Here is a 15,780-nt window from a genome sequence, read left to right on the forward strand (position 1 = left end):
CGGGCTGCGCGATCGGTCAGTTGATGTTGCGGCTGCGGCCTTCCCAGAAAGGCGCGCGCAATTCGAATTTCTGCAGCTTGCCCGCGGCCGACAGCGGCAGCGCGGCGCGGAACTCCACCGAGCGCGGGCACTTGTAGCCGGCGATGTGCGCGCGGCAATGGGCGATCACCTCGGCCTCGTCCAGCGACTGGCCCTCGCGCAGCACAAGCACCGCGTGCACGCGCTCGCCCCAGCGCTCGTCGGGCACGCCGATGACGGCGCACATCGACACCTGCGGCAGCTGGGCGATGGCGTTCTCCACCTCGGCCGAATACACGTTCTCGCCGCCGCTGACGATCATGTCCTTGAGCCGGTCGACCACGAAGACGTAGCCGTCGGCGTCCATCCGGCCCATGTCGCCGGTGTGCATCCAGCCGTTGCGCAGCGCGGCGGCCGTCTCGGCCGGCTTGTTCCAGTAGCCCTGCATCACCATGGGGCCGCGGACGGCGATCTCGCCCACCTCGCCGGGCGGCAGCGCGCGGCCATCGCCGTCGACGATGCGCAGCTCGGCGATGGGCACCGGCCGGCCGGCGGCGCGCAGCAGGCGCTCGCGCTGCGGACCGGGGCGGTGCTCCTCGGGGCCGAGGGTGACGACGGTGGGCGCCAGCTCGGTCATGCCGTAGGCCTGGGCGAAGTCGGCGCCGGGCAGGGCCTCCATGGCCTGCGCCAGCAGCGTGGCGTCGATGGGCGCGGCGCCGTAGAGCATGAGCTTGAGGCTGGAGAGGTCGAACTCCGCGAAGCGCGGATGCTCGATCAGCCGCTTGATCATGGTGGGCACCAGGAACATCTCGTTGGCCCGGTGCGCCTGCACCGCCGCCATGATGGTCACCTCGTCGAAGGCCGGCACGACGACCTGCGGCACCAGCCGCTGCGCCATCAGCAGCGAGAGGCCACAGCCCGCCACATGGAACATGGGCGAGACGACCAGCCCCACCTGCACGCCCACGCGCGGCACCGCGCTCGCGTTGGACAGGGCATTGATGTAGAGGTTGTCATGACCCAGCATCACGCCCTTGGGCCGGCCGGTGGTGCCGCCGGTGTACATGACGGCGGCCAGGTCGGTGCCGCCACGCCTCAGGTCGTCGCGGGGCGCGGCCTCTGCCAGCAGGGCTTCGTAGTCCAGTGCGCCTTCGGGCGCGGCGCCGCGGCCGCAGAAGACCACCGTGCGCAGGCTGCGCGACAGCTGGCGCAGCTGCGGCACCAGCGGGGCGAAGGCATCGTCCACGATCAGCACGCGGGTGTCGCAGTCGTCCAGCGAGTACGCGACCTCGTGCGGATTCCAGCGGATGTTGACCGGGTTGACCACCGCGCCCGTCCACCAGCAGCCGTAGAAGTACTCCAGGTAGCGCACCGAGTTGAGGGCCATCATGCCCACGCGGTCGCCCGGCGCCACGCCCAGCGCCGCCAGCGCACCGGCCAGGCGCTCGATGCGGTCGGCGAGCTCGGCCCAGCTGCGACGTTCGTCGCCGCAGATCGCCGCGGTCTCGTCCGCCTTCTCGCGCCTGCCCTTGTGGATGGATTGGGTGAGGGACATCGTCATGGCCGTGCGCTCCGGGGCCGTCAGACCTTCGCGCCCCAGGCGGCCAGCACCTCGTCCAGGCTGGCGGCCTGCGGTGCGGCGGGCTCGGTGGGCGTGCTGCGCGAGAAGCGAGGTGCCGGCGCGGGCTGCACCACGCCATCGACCTCGGTGAAGGTGGCGCGGGCGCGGTTGTGGGCATGCTGCGGCGCCTCGTCCCAGTCGAGCACCGGGGCGAAGCAGGCGTCGGTGCCTTCGAGCAGCGCGCACCATTCGTCGCGAGTGCGGGTGCGGAACACGTCGGCCAGCCGCAGCTTGAGCAGCGGCCAGCGGGCCGGGTCCATCTGGCCGTCGAAGAGCGGATCGTGGATGCCGCAGCGCTCGCGCAGCTCGGCATAGAACTGCGGCTCGATGGCGCCGATGGCCACGTACCTGCCGTCGGCGCAGGCATAGGTGTCGTAGAAGTGCGCGCCGCCGTCCAGCATGTTCTCGCCGCGCTGGTTGCTCCACTGGCCCTTGGCCTTGAAGCCGTACATGAAGGCCGAGAGCAGGGCCGTGCCGTCCGTCATGGCGGCATCGATGACCTGGCCGCGGCCGCTGCGGTCGGCCTCGTGCAGCGCGGCCAGCAGGCCCACGGCCAGCAGCATGCCGCCGCCGCCGAAATCGCCCACGTAGTTGAGCGGCGGCACGGGGGCCTCGCCCGCGCGGCCGATGGCATGCAGGGCGCCGCTGATGGCGATGTAGTTGATGTCGTGCCCGGCCGCCTTGGCCAGCGGACCGTGCTGCCCCCAGCCGGTCATGCGGCCGTAGACCAGGCGCGGGTTGCGGGCCAGGCAGTCGTCGGGGCCCAGGCCCAGCCGTTCCATCACGCCGGGACGGAAGCCCTCCACCAGCAGGTCGGCCTTGTCGATGAGGGCCAGCGCCGCCGCCTGGCCGTCGGGGCCGCGCAGGTCGATGGCGACCTGGCGGCGGCTGCGGGTGGTGATGTCCTGCGGATCGGGCGCGACGCCGGGGCGGACGATGCGCAGCACCTCCGCGCCCAGGTCCGCCAGCAGCATGGCGCAGAAGGGGCCGGGGCCCAGGCCGGCGAACTCGACCACCCGGACGCCGTGGAGCGGACCTGCCATCGCGTTGTCTCCTTGTGTGTGCATGGCGCGGGGCCGGCCTTGGGGCCGGCCCCTGTCCCGATGATGGCGCAGGCGGCGCCGGGCCCGGAATCGTCGGAACGGACGAAAGTGCCGCGACTCAGGCGGCCGGCAGCAGCGCGGACCAGCGTTCGCGCACCGCGTCGGGCAGCGGCGCCGGGCGGTGGTTGGCGGGATCGATGGCGACCAGCACCGCCTCGCTGTCGGCCTGCAGCCGGGCACCGTCGAAGAGCCGGCAGCGCATGGTCACCGAACTGCGGCCCATGGCCTGCACGCCCGTGCGCAGCTGCCAGGTGGCCGGCACCGGCGTGGCGCGGTACACCCGCACGGCGATATGGGCCACCATGACGTTGACGCTGCCCGCGAGCGGCAGGCGGCGGGGGTCGGCGTCGCCGTCCAGCCACCAGCGGGAACGGCCGTGCTCCAGGTAGCGGGCCAGCGCCAGGTCCGACAGCAGCCCGTCGGCATCGAGGTCGGCATAGCGGGTGGCCAGCGCCTCGTCGACGGACCGGGCCGGGGGCGTGCCGAAGGTGGCGTGCACCTCGGCGGGCATGGGATGCGGCTGCTCCTGCGCGCGCAGGCGCTGGACGAGCGCTGCGGGCAGCGGCACGCGCTCGCCGTCCTGCCAGGCCGCCAGCTCGGCGTGCTGCAGGCCGATGCAGCGGCCCTGCTGGAAGAGGGCGGTGGCGATGTGGGCCGCCTCGGCGTCCACGCACAGCAGCGCCACGCCCGCCTCCAGCGGCGCGGGATAGCCGCCTTCGGCCAGGAAGTCGGTCCACAGGCCGGCGGGGCGCAGGCGCAGGCCCTCTGCCGCAGGCTGCGGAAGCACGGCATCCAGCCAGCGGATGCGCGCCTCGATGTGCAGGCCGATCGCCGCGGCGTTGTTCAGGTGCCGCAGCAGGTCCAGGTCGGCATGGCGCGGCGTCAGGGGCGTGTGCCAGCCATAGGCCTCGCGCACCTGGCGCCAGGCCTGCCGGCGCATGGCTTCGGGAAGATGGGCGGCGTCGCCGCTCATGCGGTGGGCAGCTTGTAGTCGCGGTACTGCTCGCGCAGCCGCGTCTTGAGCAGCTTGCCGGTGGCCGTGTGGGGCAGCTCGGGCACCACCACCACGTCGTCGGGCAGCCACCACTTGGCGATGCGGGTCGACAGGAAGTCGAGCACCGATTCCTTGGTGGGCTGGTGCCCGGCGCGCGGCACCACCAGCAGCAGCGGACGCTCCTGCCACTTGGGATGGGCCACGCCGATGATGGCCGCCTCGGCCACGCCCGGATGGCCCATGGCCGCGTTCTCGACGTCGATGGAGGAGATCCACTCGCCGCCGGACTTGATGACGTCCTTGGCGCGGTCCACCAGCTGCAGGTAGCCGTCGGCGTCGATGGTGGCGACGTCGCCGGTGTTGAAGAAGCCTTCCTCGTCCATCGGCGAGCCGCCCTCGCTCTTGAAGTAGCCCGACGCGATCCACGGCCCGCGCACCCGCAGGTGGCCGCGCGACTGGCCGTCCCAGGGCTGCACCTCGCCGGCATCGTCCACCAGCTTGAGGTCCACGCCCCATACGCCGCGGCCCTGCTTGAGCTTGACCCTGGCCAGCTCGTCCTCGGCCATGCTGGCGTGCTTGGGCAGCAGCTTGCTGACCACACCGATGGGACTGGTCTCGGTCATGCCCCAGCCCTGCACCACCTGGGCGCCGAACTGCTGCTCGAAGCGCTCCAGCATGGCGCGCGGCACGGCAGCGCCGCCGATGCCGATCATCTTGACGCCGAGCTGGCGTGCATCGATCTCGGGATGCGCGTCCAGGTACTGGAAGAGCATCAGCCACACTGTGGGCACACCCTGCGAGAAGGTGACCCGCTCGTCGCGCATCAGCGTGTAGACGCTCTCGCCGTCCATGTGCGGCCCCGGAAACACCAGCCGCGTGCCCACCATGGCTGCCGCATAGGGCGTGCCCCAGCCGTTGGCATGGAACATGGGCACGATCAGCATCACCGTCTCGCGCGAGCTGATGCCGAAGGTGTCGGGTGCCAGCTCCATCAGCGTGTGCAGCATGGTCGAGCGGTGCGAATAGAGCACGCCCTTGGGATTGCCGGTGGTGCCCGAGGTGTAGCAGAGCGAGGAGGCGGTGCGCTCGTCGAACTCGGGCCAGTCGTAATGGTCGCTTTGCGCCTCCAGCAACTCGTCCCAGCAGCGCAGGTCCGGCAGGTCCAGCGCGGGCATGTGCTCGCGCGAAGTCATGCAGACGTAGGTCTTCACCGTCCTGAGCTTCGGCGCCAGCTTCTGCACCAGCGGCGCGAAGGTCACGTCGAAGAACAGCACGCGGTCTTCGGCATGGTTGGCGATGTACTCGATCTGCTCCGGAAAGAGCCGCGGGTTGACGGTGTGCAGCACGGCGCCCGTGCCCGAGACGCCGAAGTACAGCGCCAGATGGCGCCAGCTGTTCCAGGCCAGCGTGGCGACACGCTCGCCGCGCTGGATGCCCAGCGACTGCAGCGCGTTGGCGATGCGGCAGGCGGCGTTGCGCACGCCCAGCCAGTCGGTGCGGTGGGTGCCGCCCTCGGGCAGGCGCGAGACGATCTCGGTGCGCGGATGGAAGCGCGCCGCATGCTCGATGAGCGACGAGATCAGCAGCGGGCGGTCCTGCATCAGGCCGAAGAGGGGTTCGGACATGGCGGTGTCTCCTGGGTGCGTGGTGGCTGCCGTCTCAGCTGCCGAGCAGCTCGCCGAAGGGCACGTAGCGCGTGCCGTCGAAGCGCACGGGCTGCATCTTCTTGATGGGAAAGAAGTCGTCAGCACCGGTGCTGAGCGTGACGCCCGGGTAAAGCATGGGCAGGGCCATCTTCAGGCTCGCGGCCTGCTTCATGACGTTGGCGCGGGTCAGGTCGTCGCCGCAGCGGCGCAGCACCTCGGCCAGCGTCTGGGCCTGCGAATAGCCGATGACGTTGAGCGAATCGTTGGGGTCGCCCGCCGGGTAGTACTGCTTCATGAAGGCCAGGTAGTCGGCCAGTTCGCGCGTGCCCTGGTTGCTCGGGTCCGAGGGCTCACGCAGGTAGCTGGCGGTGATGATGCCCTGCGCGTTGTCGGCACCGGCCGGCTTGATGACCGAGCTGATCGACAGCGACACGCTCACCAGGTAGTGGGCCGGCTTCCAGCCGATGTCGGCCGCCTTGCGGATGGATTGGGCCGCGAACTTGGGCGTGGTGATGTTGATGAAGGTGTCGGCGCCCGAGCCCTTGAGCGCGACCATCTGGCTGTCCACCGTCGGATCGGTCACCTCGTAGGTCTGCTGGCTCACCACGAACTGCTTGGCCTTGTCGCCGAAGCCGTCCATCACGCCCTTGAGGTAGTCCTTCCCGAAGTCGTCGTTCTGCATCAGGATGCCGACCTTGGCATTGGGCCGGTTGGCCATGATGTGGCGCGCGAAGAGCGCGCCTTCGAGCTGGTAGGTGGGCTGCCAGCCCATGGTCCAGGGAAAGTTCTTGGGGTCGCCCCAGCGCGTGGCGCCGGTGGAGACGAACAGCTGCGGCACCTTGCGCTGGTTCATGTAGCGCTGCACGGCCTGGTTGTGCGAGGTGCCCAGCGCGCCGAACATCAGCAGTACGCCGTCGCGCTCGACCAGCTTGCGGGTCTGCTCCACGCTCTGCGCCGGGTTGTAGGCATCGTCGGCCGACAGGTAGGTGATCTTGCGGCCGTTGATGCCGCCCTCGGCATTGAGCTTGGCGAAGTAGGCCGCATGGGTCTTGCCGATGGTGCCGTAGGCCGAGGCCGGGCCGGAGTAGGGCACGAAGTTGCCGACCTTGATCTCGGTGTCGCTGGCCCCGGTGTCGTACTTCTTCTGGGCCTGCGCGGCAGGCGCCAGGGCCAGCATCGAGAAGGTGGCAAGCGCGGCCCCCAGGCCGCGTGCGATGGAAAGGCGCATGGTTGTCTCCTGGTTGTCGTCGGCCCGTTCTGTGTGGTGTGGGCCTTGGTGCGGGGTCGCGAGGCGATGGTAGGAATCGCCTCTGCCGGTGCCCATCGTCGGTTCCGACGATTGGGCGGGCGCAGGGGGAATCAGCCTGCGCTGCGGGGCGGGAACACCGGCTCGCGCTTCTGGACGAAGGCGCGCACGCCCTCCGCGAAGGCGGCGCCATCGATCAGTTCGCGCTGGCGCTCGGCCTCGTAGTGCAACTGGTCGGCCAGGCTGCCGGTGGCAGCGGCGTCGAGGGCGCGCCGCGCCTCCATCGCGGCATGGGCGGGCAGGCGCGCCAGACGGCGGGCGAGGGCGAGCGCCTCGTCCTGCAGCGCGGCGTCGTCCGCGCAGCCCCACACCAGGCCCCAGTCCAGCGCCTGCTGGGCCGACAGGCGCTCGCCCAGCAGCGCCAGGCCCATGGCCCGTGCGCGGCCCAGCCGGCGTTCGATGAACCAGGTGGTGCCCAGGTCGGGCACGATGCCCAGCCGCGGCAGGAAGGGCAGGAAGAAGTAGGCCGAGCGGGCCATGAGCGTGAAGTCGCCCGCCAGCGCCAGGCCCGCCCCGGCGCCCGCCGCCGCGCCGTTGACGGCGCAGACCACCGGCATGGGCAGGGCCTGCAGGTCGAGGATGAGCCGGTTGGACAGCGCATGCATGGTGTCCGCCGTGTGCGCGCCCAGCGTGCGCCCGTCGCCGGCCGGCACGCCGCCCATGGACTGCAGGTCGGCGCCCACGCAGAAGCCCTTGCCCTCGCCGGTCAGCACCAGGGCACGCACGCCGGCATCGGCCGCCAGCTCGGCCAGCCGCGCGCGCAGCTGCTGCTGCAGGCCGATGCCCAGCGGGTTGAGGCGGGCGGTGTTGCACAGCGTGAGCACGGCCACCTCGTCGTGGCGGTGCAGGCGGAGCACGGTGTCGGTGTCGGCGGTCATGCGGTTTCCTTGGGCATTGAAGGTCGAGGCAGAGAGGGCTCAGCCACGGCGCGCGAGCCGGGCCCGCAGCCGGTGCAGCAACCCCATCACCCCGCCGGGCATCACGAACATGAAGAGGATCAGCACCACGCCGTACACGGCCCAGGGCGCGGACTTGGACACCTGCTCGGCCAGCCCCGGCACGAAGAGGATGAACAGCGCGCCGAACAGTGCCCCCCACAGCGTGCCCACGCCGCCCACCACGATGCCCACCAGCAGCGAGATGGAGAGGAAGAAGGTGAAGGAATCCGGCGCCACGAACTGCACCGCGATGGCCGCCAGCGCGCCACCCACGCCGGTGTAGCCGGCGGAGACGGCGAAGGCCATGGACTTGGCATGCGCGTTGTTCACGCCCATGGCCTCGGCCGCCATGCCGTGGTCGCGGATGGCCCGCAGCGCCAGGCCGCTGCCGCTGTCGATGAGGTTGCGCGCGCCCCAGAAAAGCAGCACCGCCACGGCCAGCGCATAGAGATAGAACCACTGGTCGGCATCCAGCGGCAGGCCCCAGGGCGCCTCGGGCTTGGTCAGCACGATGCCGCCGACGCCGCCGGTCCAGGCCTCCAGGTGCTTGTACTTGAGCAGTTGCGGCATGGCCACGCCGAGCGCGAAGGTGGCCAGCGCCAGGTACAGGCCTTCGAGCTTGAGCGCAGGCCGCCCGAAGAGGTAGCCCACCCCCAGGCTCACGACGCCCGCGGCCGGCACCGCCAGCCAGTAGGGCACGCCGCCGCGGTCCATGAGGATGCCGGCCGCATAGGCGCCGATGGCATAGAAGGCGCCGTGGCCCAGCGAGATCTGGCCGTTGTAGCCGGTGAGGATGTTCAGCCCCACCAGCGCCACCGCATAGGCCAGCACCATGGTGGCCTGGAAGAGCTGGTAGCCCTGCGCGATGAAGGCCAGGGCCACGCCCGCCACGATCAGCAGCAGCGCCAAGACGGACGAGGGCGACAGCCGCCGCGCGGCGGGGGCCGCCTTCAGCGGCAGGGCATCGGAGGTGAGCAGGGTGGACATGCGGTCAGACCCTCTTGACGATGCGTCGGCCCATCAGGCCGGCCGGGCGCACGATCAGCACGCCCACGATCAGCACCAGCGCCACCGAGAGCTTGAGCTCCGTGCCCACCACGTAGCTGCCCATCAGGTTCTCCAGCACGCCCACCAGGAAGCCGCCCACCACCGCGCCCACCGGGTTGTCGATGCCGCCCAGCAGCGCGCCGGCGAAGGCATAGAGCAGCACGCCGGTCATCATGTGCGGATCGAGGAAGACCACCGGCGCCACCATCATCCCGGCCACCGCGCCGATGGCGCCGGCCAGGCCCCAGCCCAGCATCAGCATGCGGCCCACCGAGATGCCCACCAGCCGCGACGAGGCCGGGTTCTGCGCCGCGGCCCGCATGGCCAGGCCCAGCGGCGTGAGGCGGAAGAAGCCGAAGAGCAGCGCCACGATGGCCAGCGCCACGGCGATGGCGCCCACCTCGTGCGCCGACATGAGTGCGCTGGCGTACCAGGCGTCCTTGGGAAAGGGGCTCGGGAATTCCTTGATCGTGTAGCCGAAGAGCCAGCCCGCCAGGCTGTGGAACACCACCAGCAGCCCGATGAAGACCACCACCTGCGCGAGGTCGGTGGCCTTGTGCATCGGCCGGATGATGGCGAACTCCACCGCCGCACCCACCACGAAGGACAGCGCCACCGTGGCGAAGAAGGCCGCCCAGTACGGCAGCCCCGCCTGCATCAGCGACCAGGCGATGAAGGTGGAGAACATCGCCATCTCGCCCTGGGCGAAATTGATGTGATGCGTGGCCTGGTAGATCATCACCAGCGCCAGCGCGACGGTGGCGTAGATGCCGCCGGTGGCCAGGCCCGCGAAGAGCTGGTGCAGGAATGCGTCCATGGTCCTCAGCCTCCCAGGTAGGCGCGGCGCACCGCGTCGTTGCGACCCACGTCCTCGCTGGCGCCGTGCAGCACGATGCGGCCCGTTTCCAGCAGGTAGGCGGTGTCGGCCAGTTCCAGCGCCAGGCGTGCGTTCTGCTCCACCAGCAGGATGGCCATGCGCTGCTCCTGGTTGATGCGCCGCATGATGGCGAAGATGTCGCGCACCACCAGCGGCGCCAGGCCGAAGGAGGGCTCGTCCAGCAGCAGCAGGCGCGGCTCGCCCATCAGGGCGCGGCCGATGGCCAGCATCTGCTGCTCGCCGCCGGAGAGGGTGCCGGCCTGCTGCGCGCGCCGCTCCTTCAGCCGGGGGAAGTAGGCATAGATGCGGTCCAGCGCCTCGGCCATGGCCGCGCGGCCCGGATGGCGCGGCCGGGCCTGGGCGCCCAGGCGCAGGTTCTCTTCGGCTGTCAGGTGCGCGAAGGTGCCGCGGCCGTCGGGCACATGGCCCACGCCCAGGCGGGCGATCTGCTCGGTGCTGCGGCCGTCGATGCGCTCGCCGGCCAGCCGCACCTCGCCGCGCACCGACACCATGTGTCGGCAGACGGCCCGCAGCAGCGTGGTCTTGCCTGCGCCGTTGGCGCCCAGCAGCGCGGTGACGCGGCCTTCGGGCACGTCCAGGTCGATGCCGTGCAGCACGGCGGTGGGGCCGTAGGCGGCATGCACGCCCCGCAGTTCAAGCAGCGCGGGCATGCTGGCGCACCTCCAGGGCCGGCTCGGCGGCACCGTCGTCGCCCAGGTAGGCGCGGATCACCTCGGGATGGCGGCGCACCGCCTCGGGCGTGCCCTCGGCGATCTTGCGGCCGAAGTTGAGCGCGACCACCTTGTCGCTCACCCGCATGACCAGGCCCATGTGGTGCTCCACCAGCAGCACCGTCAGGCCCAGCCGCGCACGCAGCGCGAGGATCAGGTCGCCCAGCCCTTCCAGCTCCTCGTGGTTGAGGCCGCAGGCCGGCTCGTCCAGCAGCAGCAGCCGGGGACGCGCCGCCAGGGCGCGGGCCAGCTCCACCCGCTTCTGGGTGCCGAAGGGCAGGTCGGCGACGCGGCGGTCGGCCACGGCACCCAGGTCGAGCAGGGCGATGAATTCCTCGGTGCGCGCCTCGGCCTCTTCCTCCAGCCGCCGCACGCCGGGCAGGCGCAGCGCGTCGCGCAGGAAGCCCGCATGCTGGTGGGTGTGCGTGCCCACGCGCACGTTCTCGCGCACCGTCATGCTGGTGAAGAGCGCCAGGTTCTGGAAGGTGCGGCCGATGCCCAGCGCCGCCATGCGGTGGCGCGGCAGTGTGTCCAGCGCACGGCCAGCGAATTCGATGCGCCCGGCCTGCCAGCCGTACAGGCGCGAGAGGCAGTTGAACAGCGTGCTCTTGCCCGCGCCGTTGGGCCCGATCAGGCCGCAGACCTGGCCAGCGGCCACGTCGAAGCCCACGCCGTCGAGCGCCACGATGCCACCGAAGCGCACCGACAGCCCCTCGATGCGCAGCAGGGGTGCGACGGCGGCGGCGTGTCTGTCTCCGAAGTCCTGGGTCATGGAAGTCCTGCCCTGGTGTTGTGATGGAAGGGCCAGCGCGCGCTGGTCCGCACCCGGGCTTCGACAGGCTCAGCCTGAACGGTCTCGGGTCACCGGGCGTACATCGCCCGTGGAGATGTCCTGGCCGCGGCTCAGAGCCGTTCGACGATGGTGACGTTGGCCATGCCGCCGCCCTCGCACATGGTCTGTAAGCCATAGCGGCCGCCGCGGTCGTGCAGGGCGTGGACGAGCGTGGTCATCAGCTTGGTGCCCGAGGCGCCCAGCGGATGGCCCAGCGCGATGGCGCCGCCGTTGACGTTCAGGCGCGCCGGATCGGCGCCCGTCACCTGCAGCCAGGCCAGGGGCACGGGCGCGAAGGCCTCGTTGACCTCGAACAGGTCGATGTCGTCAATCTTCATGCCGGCCTTCTGCAGCGCGCGCTGCGTGGCGGGAATGGGCGCCTCCAGCATGATCACCGGGTCGTGGCCGATCATGGTCATGTGGTGGATGCGCGCGAGCGGCTTGACGCCCAGCGCCTTGAGGCCGCGCTCGTTGACCACCATCACGCCGGTGGCGCCGTCGCAGATCTGACTGGCGGTGGCCGCCGTGCAGCGGCCGCCCTCCTGGATCAGCTTGACGCCGGCGATGCCCTCCAGCGTGGCGTTGAAGCGGATGCCCTCGTCCACCGCATGCGGCTGGCCCTCGCCCTCGGCGCCGCCTTCGGCGCTGCGGGCCTCGACCGCGAGAATTTCCTTGGCGAAGCGGCCCTCGTTCGTGGCGGCCACCGCACGCTGGTGGCTCTGCAGCGCGTAGACGTCGAGCTGCTCCTTAGACAGGCCGTACTTCTTGGCCATCATCTCGGCGCCCATGAACTGGCTGAACTCCACGCCGGGGTAGCGCTTCTGCATGGCCGGGCTCATGTAGCCGCCCAGGCCGGCCTTCAGCGGCAGGGCGTTGGGCGTGAACATGGGCACGCGCGACATGCTCTCCACGCCAGCGGCGATCACCACGTCCATGCTGCCGCTCATCACGGCCTGGGCCGCGAAATGCAGCGCCTGTTGCGAGGAGCCGCACTGCCGGTCGACCGAGGTGCCGGGCACCGACTCGGGCAGCGACGAGGCCAGCACCGCGTTGCGCGCCACGTTGGTGGCCTGCTGGCCGACCTGGCTGACGCAGCCCATGATGACGTCCTCGACCAGTGCCGGATCGGCATCGGCGCGGCGCACCAGTTCGTCGATCACCTGGGCCGCCAGGTCCACCGGGTGCCAGCCCGAGAGTCGGCCGCCGCGCTTGCCGCCGGCGGTGCGGGTGGCGGCGACGATGAATGCTTCTGCCATGGTGTCTCCAGTCTCCAGTGCGGTTCGTCGGAAGTCGTCGTGGATTCTGGGCGGTGGGAGCGGCGGCGTCGCTCGTCCGAAGCGACGAATTTCGTCGGCGGTCCCGGCGCAACAGCCAGCCTCTGTCCCAAGCCGAGACCCTTCGAAGCGATCAGTCCCGCACCTGGTCGTTTGAGAGCATCCGGCCTCGCTGACAGACTGGTTGGCTGACCAGTTCGTAAGGAAGCTTTCCGCATGCACACATGGACCGTCCATGACGCCAAAGCCCGATTCATCGAATTCCTCGACACCTGCCTCGAAGAAGGCCCGCAGATGGTGACCCGCCGCGGCGCCGAAGCAGCCGTGCTGGTGCCGGTGCAGGAATGGCGCCGGCTTCAGTCGCAACATGGCGGATTTCAGGGCGCTGGGGGTCGAGGTGTTCAACCCCTTTGCGCCATGAGCGCATGGTCTGCCCTGACTTTTCTGAATCGACAGTCGTGCGCTGGGCAGGGCTACGCTACAAGGCAGCGACATATTGACTGGGCGTCCCATGCACAAGTTCACGCTGCTTCACTGGCTCATCATCGCGTTCATCATCGTGATGATCTTCATGATGGACCACTTCACGCGGAACAAGTGAGACGGCCCCCCAAAAGCGCCTGCCAGACAGTCAGCCGCCGCGACGCTCCGTCCAGTGGCCCGGCTTCCGGTGCTGGCGATGCGGGCCTTTCGCGCGCGCCAGTGCCCCGTCCGCAGGCACCATGGCCGTCGTGCCGCGGCGCGTTGCAGCCATGCGCCCTGCGAATCCGGTCGAGGTTCGAAGCTCGCAATCAGGCGTTCGACGCGTTTCACCCGCTCTTCCGGCGGCAGACGGAGCGCTTCGCCGCGAAGGTCTTCGACAGGTATCGGCACAAGGTCCCCTGTCTGGCGGGACGGGCATGCCACACGGCGGCGTCGCCGCACCCGTAGGCGCCCTTCACGCCATCAACGCGGCGCCATCCGGATCGCCCCGTCCAGCCGCACACATTCCCCGTTGAAATAGCCGTTGGTGATCATCGTCTCCGCCAGGTGCGCGTACTCGGCCGGGTTGCCCAGCCGCTTGGGGAAGGGCACCGAGGCCGCCAGCGCGGCCTTGACGTTGTCGGGGGCGCCCTGCAGCAGCGGCGTGTCGAAGATGCCGGGCAGGATGGTGTTGACGCGGATGCCCTCACCCATCAGGTCGCGGGCGACGGGCAGCGTCATGCCCACGACGCCGGCCTTGCTGGCCGAATAGCTGGCCTGGCCCATCTGGCCGTCCACCGCGGCCACCGAAGCCGTGTTGACGATGGCGCCGCGCTCGCCATCGGCCAGGGGCTCCAGCGTCAGCATGCCGGCCGCCGACTTGGCGATGCAGCGGAAGGTGCCCACCAGGTTGATCTGGATGATGCGGTCGAAGTTGGCCAGCGGAAAGTGCTTGATCTCGCCGGTGGCCTTGTCCCGGCTGGCGGTCTTGACGGCATTGCCGGTGCCGGCGCAGTTGACCAGCACGCGCTCCTGCCCGTGCGCGGCACGGGCCTTGGCGAAGCCGGCGTCGACCGAGGCCTCGTTGGTCACGTCGACGGCGCAGAACAGGCCGCCGATCTCGCGTGCCAGCGCCTCGCCGGCCGCTTCGTTGAGGTCGAACAGCGCGACCTTGACGCCGTGCGAGGCCAGCCGCCGCGCGGTGGCGGCGCCCAGGCCGGAGGCACCGCCGGTGACGATGGCGGCGATGGTGGCATCGAGTTGCATGACGGGACTCTCCTGTGTCGTGGTGAAGGACGCCTGCCAGGGCGGCAGGCGAAGGCGTGTGAGGGTTCAGAGCGGGTGGAAGCGCCGCTGCTGCGCCGCCATCTGCCGCAGCAGCTCGGGCGGCGCATAGGCGGGGCCGTGCGCGGCGTGGGCCTCCAGCCGTCGCAGCAACTCGGCCGCACCGAGCCAGTCGGCGTACTGCAGCGGCCCGCCCAGCCAGGCCGGAAAGCCCACGCCCAGCAGCAAGGCCATGTCCAGCTCGGCGGCGCTGGCGACGCTGCCGTCCTCCAGCGCGGCGATGGCCTCGGCCAGCAGGGGCAGCATCAGGCGTTCCACGATGGCCTCCTCGGCCATGGGCGTGAAGCCGCCGGGCGCCAGGTCCGCCAGCAGGGCCTGGGCAGCGGGGTCGGCGCTGCGGCGCGGCTTGCCGGCGGCATCGCGTTCGTAGCGGTAGAAGCCGGCGCCGCTCTTCTGGCCCAGCCGGCCGGCGCGCACCATGCGGTGAACCGGGTTGGCCTCGATGGCGCGCATGCGTGCGGGGTGGCCGGCGGTGATCACGTCGCCCACATGGGCGCCGGTGTCCATGCCCACCACATCGTTGAGCCAGGCGGGGCCCATGGGCCAGCCGAAGGCCTCCATGGCGCGGTCGATGGCGGTGAAATCCACGCCCTCGGCCACCAGTTCGTTGAAGGCATTGAAGTAGGCGGTGAGCACGCGGTTGACCAGGAAGCCCGGGCCGTCGGCCACCACGATCGGCGTCTTCTTCATGGCCAGCGCATAGGCCACCGCGGCGGCCACGGCGGCGTCGCTGGTCTGCGGGCCGCGCACGACCTCGACCAGCGGCATGGCCGGCACAGGGTTGAAGAAATGCATGCCGACCAGGTTCTGCGGCCGGGCCAGCGGCCTGGCGATGTCGGCCAGGCGCAGGCTGGAGGTGTTGGTGGCGATCAGCGCATCGGGCCGCAGCTGCGGCTCCAGCGCGGCCAGCACCTGCTGCTTGACCGCCAGCCGCTCGACGATGGCTTCGACCACCAGGTCCGCCGCATCCAGGCCCGCGTCGTCCAGCTGCGGCGTGATGGCGGCGAGCACCGCGTCGGCCTTGGCTTGCGTGAGGCGGCCGGCCTGCACGCGGCGGGCGAGCTGTTTGGCGGCCTCGGTCATGCCCAGGTCCAGCTGGTCGGCGCGGATGTCCTTCATGCGCACGGGAATGCCGACCAGCGCACTGCTGAAGGCGATGCCGCCGCCCATGATGCCGGCGCCGAGCACGGCGGCCCGGGCCGGCGCCTTCGCACCGGCGGCCTGCTTCTTCGCCGCCTTGCGCACGGCCTGCTCGTTGAGGAAGGTGCGCACCAGGGAGGCCGCCGCCTGCGTGCGTGCGACGCGGCCGAAGGCCTCGGCCTCCAGCCGCAGGGCCTCGTCGCGCGGCTGCGCCGCGCCTTCGGCCATCATGGCCAGGGCCATGGGCGCGGCGGGCTGGTGGCGGCCGAGGCGCGGGGCCAGTTCGGCCAGCACCTGCTGCGCCATCGCCGCGAAGGTGGCGGCATCGCCGGGCAGGGCAGCGCGCTTGCGCGCGACCTGGGCGCGCCAGTCCACCTCGCCGGCGACGCAGCGGCGCAGCAGGGCCAGCGCCTCGTCGCGCAATGCATCGGGCTCGGCCACGGCGTC

At 70.9% G+C, this 15,780-nt stretch carries 13 protein-coding genes and 1 pseudogene; 1 reads left to right on the forward strand and 13 read right to left on the reverse strand.

What is annotated here, in order from left to right; all coding sequences use genetic code 11:
* Positions 1 to 16: 16 nt before the first annotated feature.
* The 11 genes from NS331_RS03085 to NS331_RS03135 all read right to left on the reverse strand — a co-directional run bounded on the left by NS331_RS03085 (position 17) and on the right by NS331_RS03135 (position 12,369).
* On the reverse strand, positions 17 to 1,579 hold the full coding sequence (locus tag NS331_RS03085) for an acyl-CoA synthetase (RefSeq protein WP_058640551.1): 1,563 nt from the start codon (positions 1,577 to 1,579) through the stop codon (positions 17 to 19).
* A gap of 20 nt (positions 1,580 to 1,599) precedes the next feature.
* Complete coding sequence (locus tag NS331_RS03090; RefSeq protein WP_058640552.1) at positions 1,600 to 2,682, reverse strand: CaiB/BaiF CoA transferase family protein; 1,083 nt, start codon at positions 2,680 to 2,682, stop codon at positions 1,600 to 1,602.
* Positions 2,683 to 2,800: 118 nt separating this feature from the next.
* Positions 2,801 to 3,715, reverse strand: a complete 915-nt coding sequence (locus NS331_RS03095) for an acyl-CoA thioesterase (RefSeq protein WP_058640553.1) — start codon at positions 3,713 to 3,715, stop codon at positions 2,801 to 2,803.
* A complete protein-coding gene (locus NS331_RS03100) occupies positions 3,712 to 5,361 on the reverse strand; it encodes a long-chain-fatty-acid--CoA ligase (protein WP_058640554.1) in 1,650 nt (549 codons plus the stop codon). Before NS331_RS03100 ends, NS331_RS03095 begins: the two co-directional genes overlap by 4 nt.
* A 34-nt stretch (positions 5,362 to 5,395) precedes the next feature.
* Complete coding sequence (locus NS331_RS03105; RefSeq protein WP_058640555.1) at positions 5,396 to 6,610, reverse strand: ABC transporter substrate-binding protein; 1,215 nt, start codon at positions 6,608 to 6,610, stop codon at positions 5,396 to 5,398.
* Positions 6,611 to 6,741: 131 nt separating this feature from the next.
* Positions 6,742 to 7,566 (reverse strand): enoyl-CoA hydratase-related protein, encoded by an 825-nt coding sequence (locus NS331_RS03110; protein WP_058640556.1) that lies wholly within the window; start codon positions 7,564 to 7,566, stop codon positions 6,742 to 6,744.
* Positions 7,567 to 7,605: 39 nt separating this feature from the next.
* Positions 7,606 to 8,613: a branched-chain amino acid ABC transporter permease gene (locus NS331_RS03115; RefSeq protein ID WP_058640557.1), complete on the reverse strand. Its 1,008-nt coding sequence runs from the start codon at positions 8,611 to 8,613 to the stop codon at positions 7,606 to 7,608.
* 4 nt (positions 8,614 to 8,617) lie between these two features.
* On the reverse strand, positions 8,618 to 9,490 hold the full coding sequence (locus NS331_RS03120; protein ID WP_058640558.1) for a branched-chain amino acid ABC transporter permease: 873 nt from the start codon (positions 9,488 to 9,490) through the stop codon (positions 8,618 to 8,620).
* A gap of 5 nt (positions 9,491 to 9,495) precedes the next feature.
* Positions 9,496 to 10,221: an ABC transporter ATP-binding protein gene (locus tag NS331_RS03125; RefSeq protein ID WP_058640559.1), complete on the reverse strand. Its 726-nt coding sequence runs from the start codon at positions 10,219 to 10,221 to the stop codon at positions 9,496 to 9,498.
* A complete protein-coding gene (locus tag NS331_RS03130; protein WP_058640560.1) occupies positions 10,205 to 11,053 on the reverse strand; it encodes an ABC transporter ATP-binding protein in 849 nt (282 codons plus the stop codon). The genes NS331_RS03125 and NS331_RS03130 overlap by 17 nt, the downstream gene beginning before the upstream one ends.
* A 131-nt stretch (positions 11,054 to 11,184) precedes the next feature.
* Entirely contained in the window at positions 11,185 to 12,369 is a 1,185-nt protein-coding gene (locus NS331_RS03135) for an acetyl-CoA C-acetyltransferase (RefSeq protein ID WP_058640561.1), read from the reverse strand.
* Positions 12,370 to 12,603: 234 nt separating this feature from the next.
* Between NS331_RS03135 and NS331_RS27330 the strand changes: the two are divergent.
* Positions 12,604 to 12,738: pseudogene (locus NS331_RS27330) on the forward strand (type II toxin-antitoxin system Phd/YefM family antitoxin); the annotation flags it as partial.
* A gap of 594 nt (positions 12,739 to 13,332) precedes the next feature.
* On the opposite strand, the gene NS331_RS03140 reads toward NS331_RS27330, so the two are convergent.
* A complete protein-coding gene (locus NS331_RS03140; RefSeq protein ID WP_058640562.1) occupies positions 13,333 to 14,115 on the reverse strand; it encodes an SDR family NAD(P)-dependent oxidoreductase in 783 nt (260 codons plus the stop codon).
* 66 nt (positions 14,116 to 14,181) lie between these two features.
* The coding region (locus tag NS331_RS03145) for a 3-hydroxyacyl-CoA dehydrogenase NAD-binding domain-containing protein (protein ID WP_153012732.1) at positions 14,182 to 15,780 on the reverse strand (1,599 nt) is incomplete at its 5' end.

The organism is Pseudacidovorax intermedius, from assembly GCF_001476815.1.
GTDB classification, from domain to species: Bacteria; Pseudomonadota; Gammaproteobacteria; order Burkholderiales; family Burkholderiaceae_C; genus Xenophilus; species Xenophilus intermedius_A.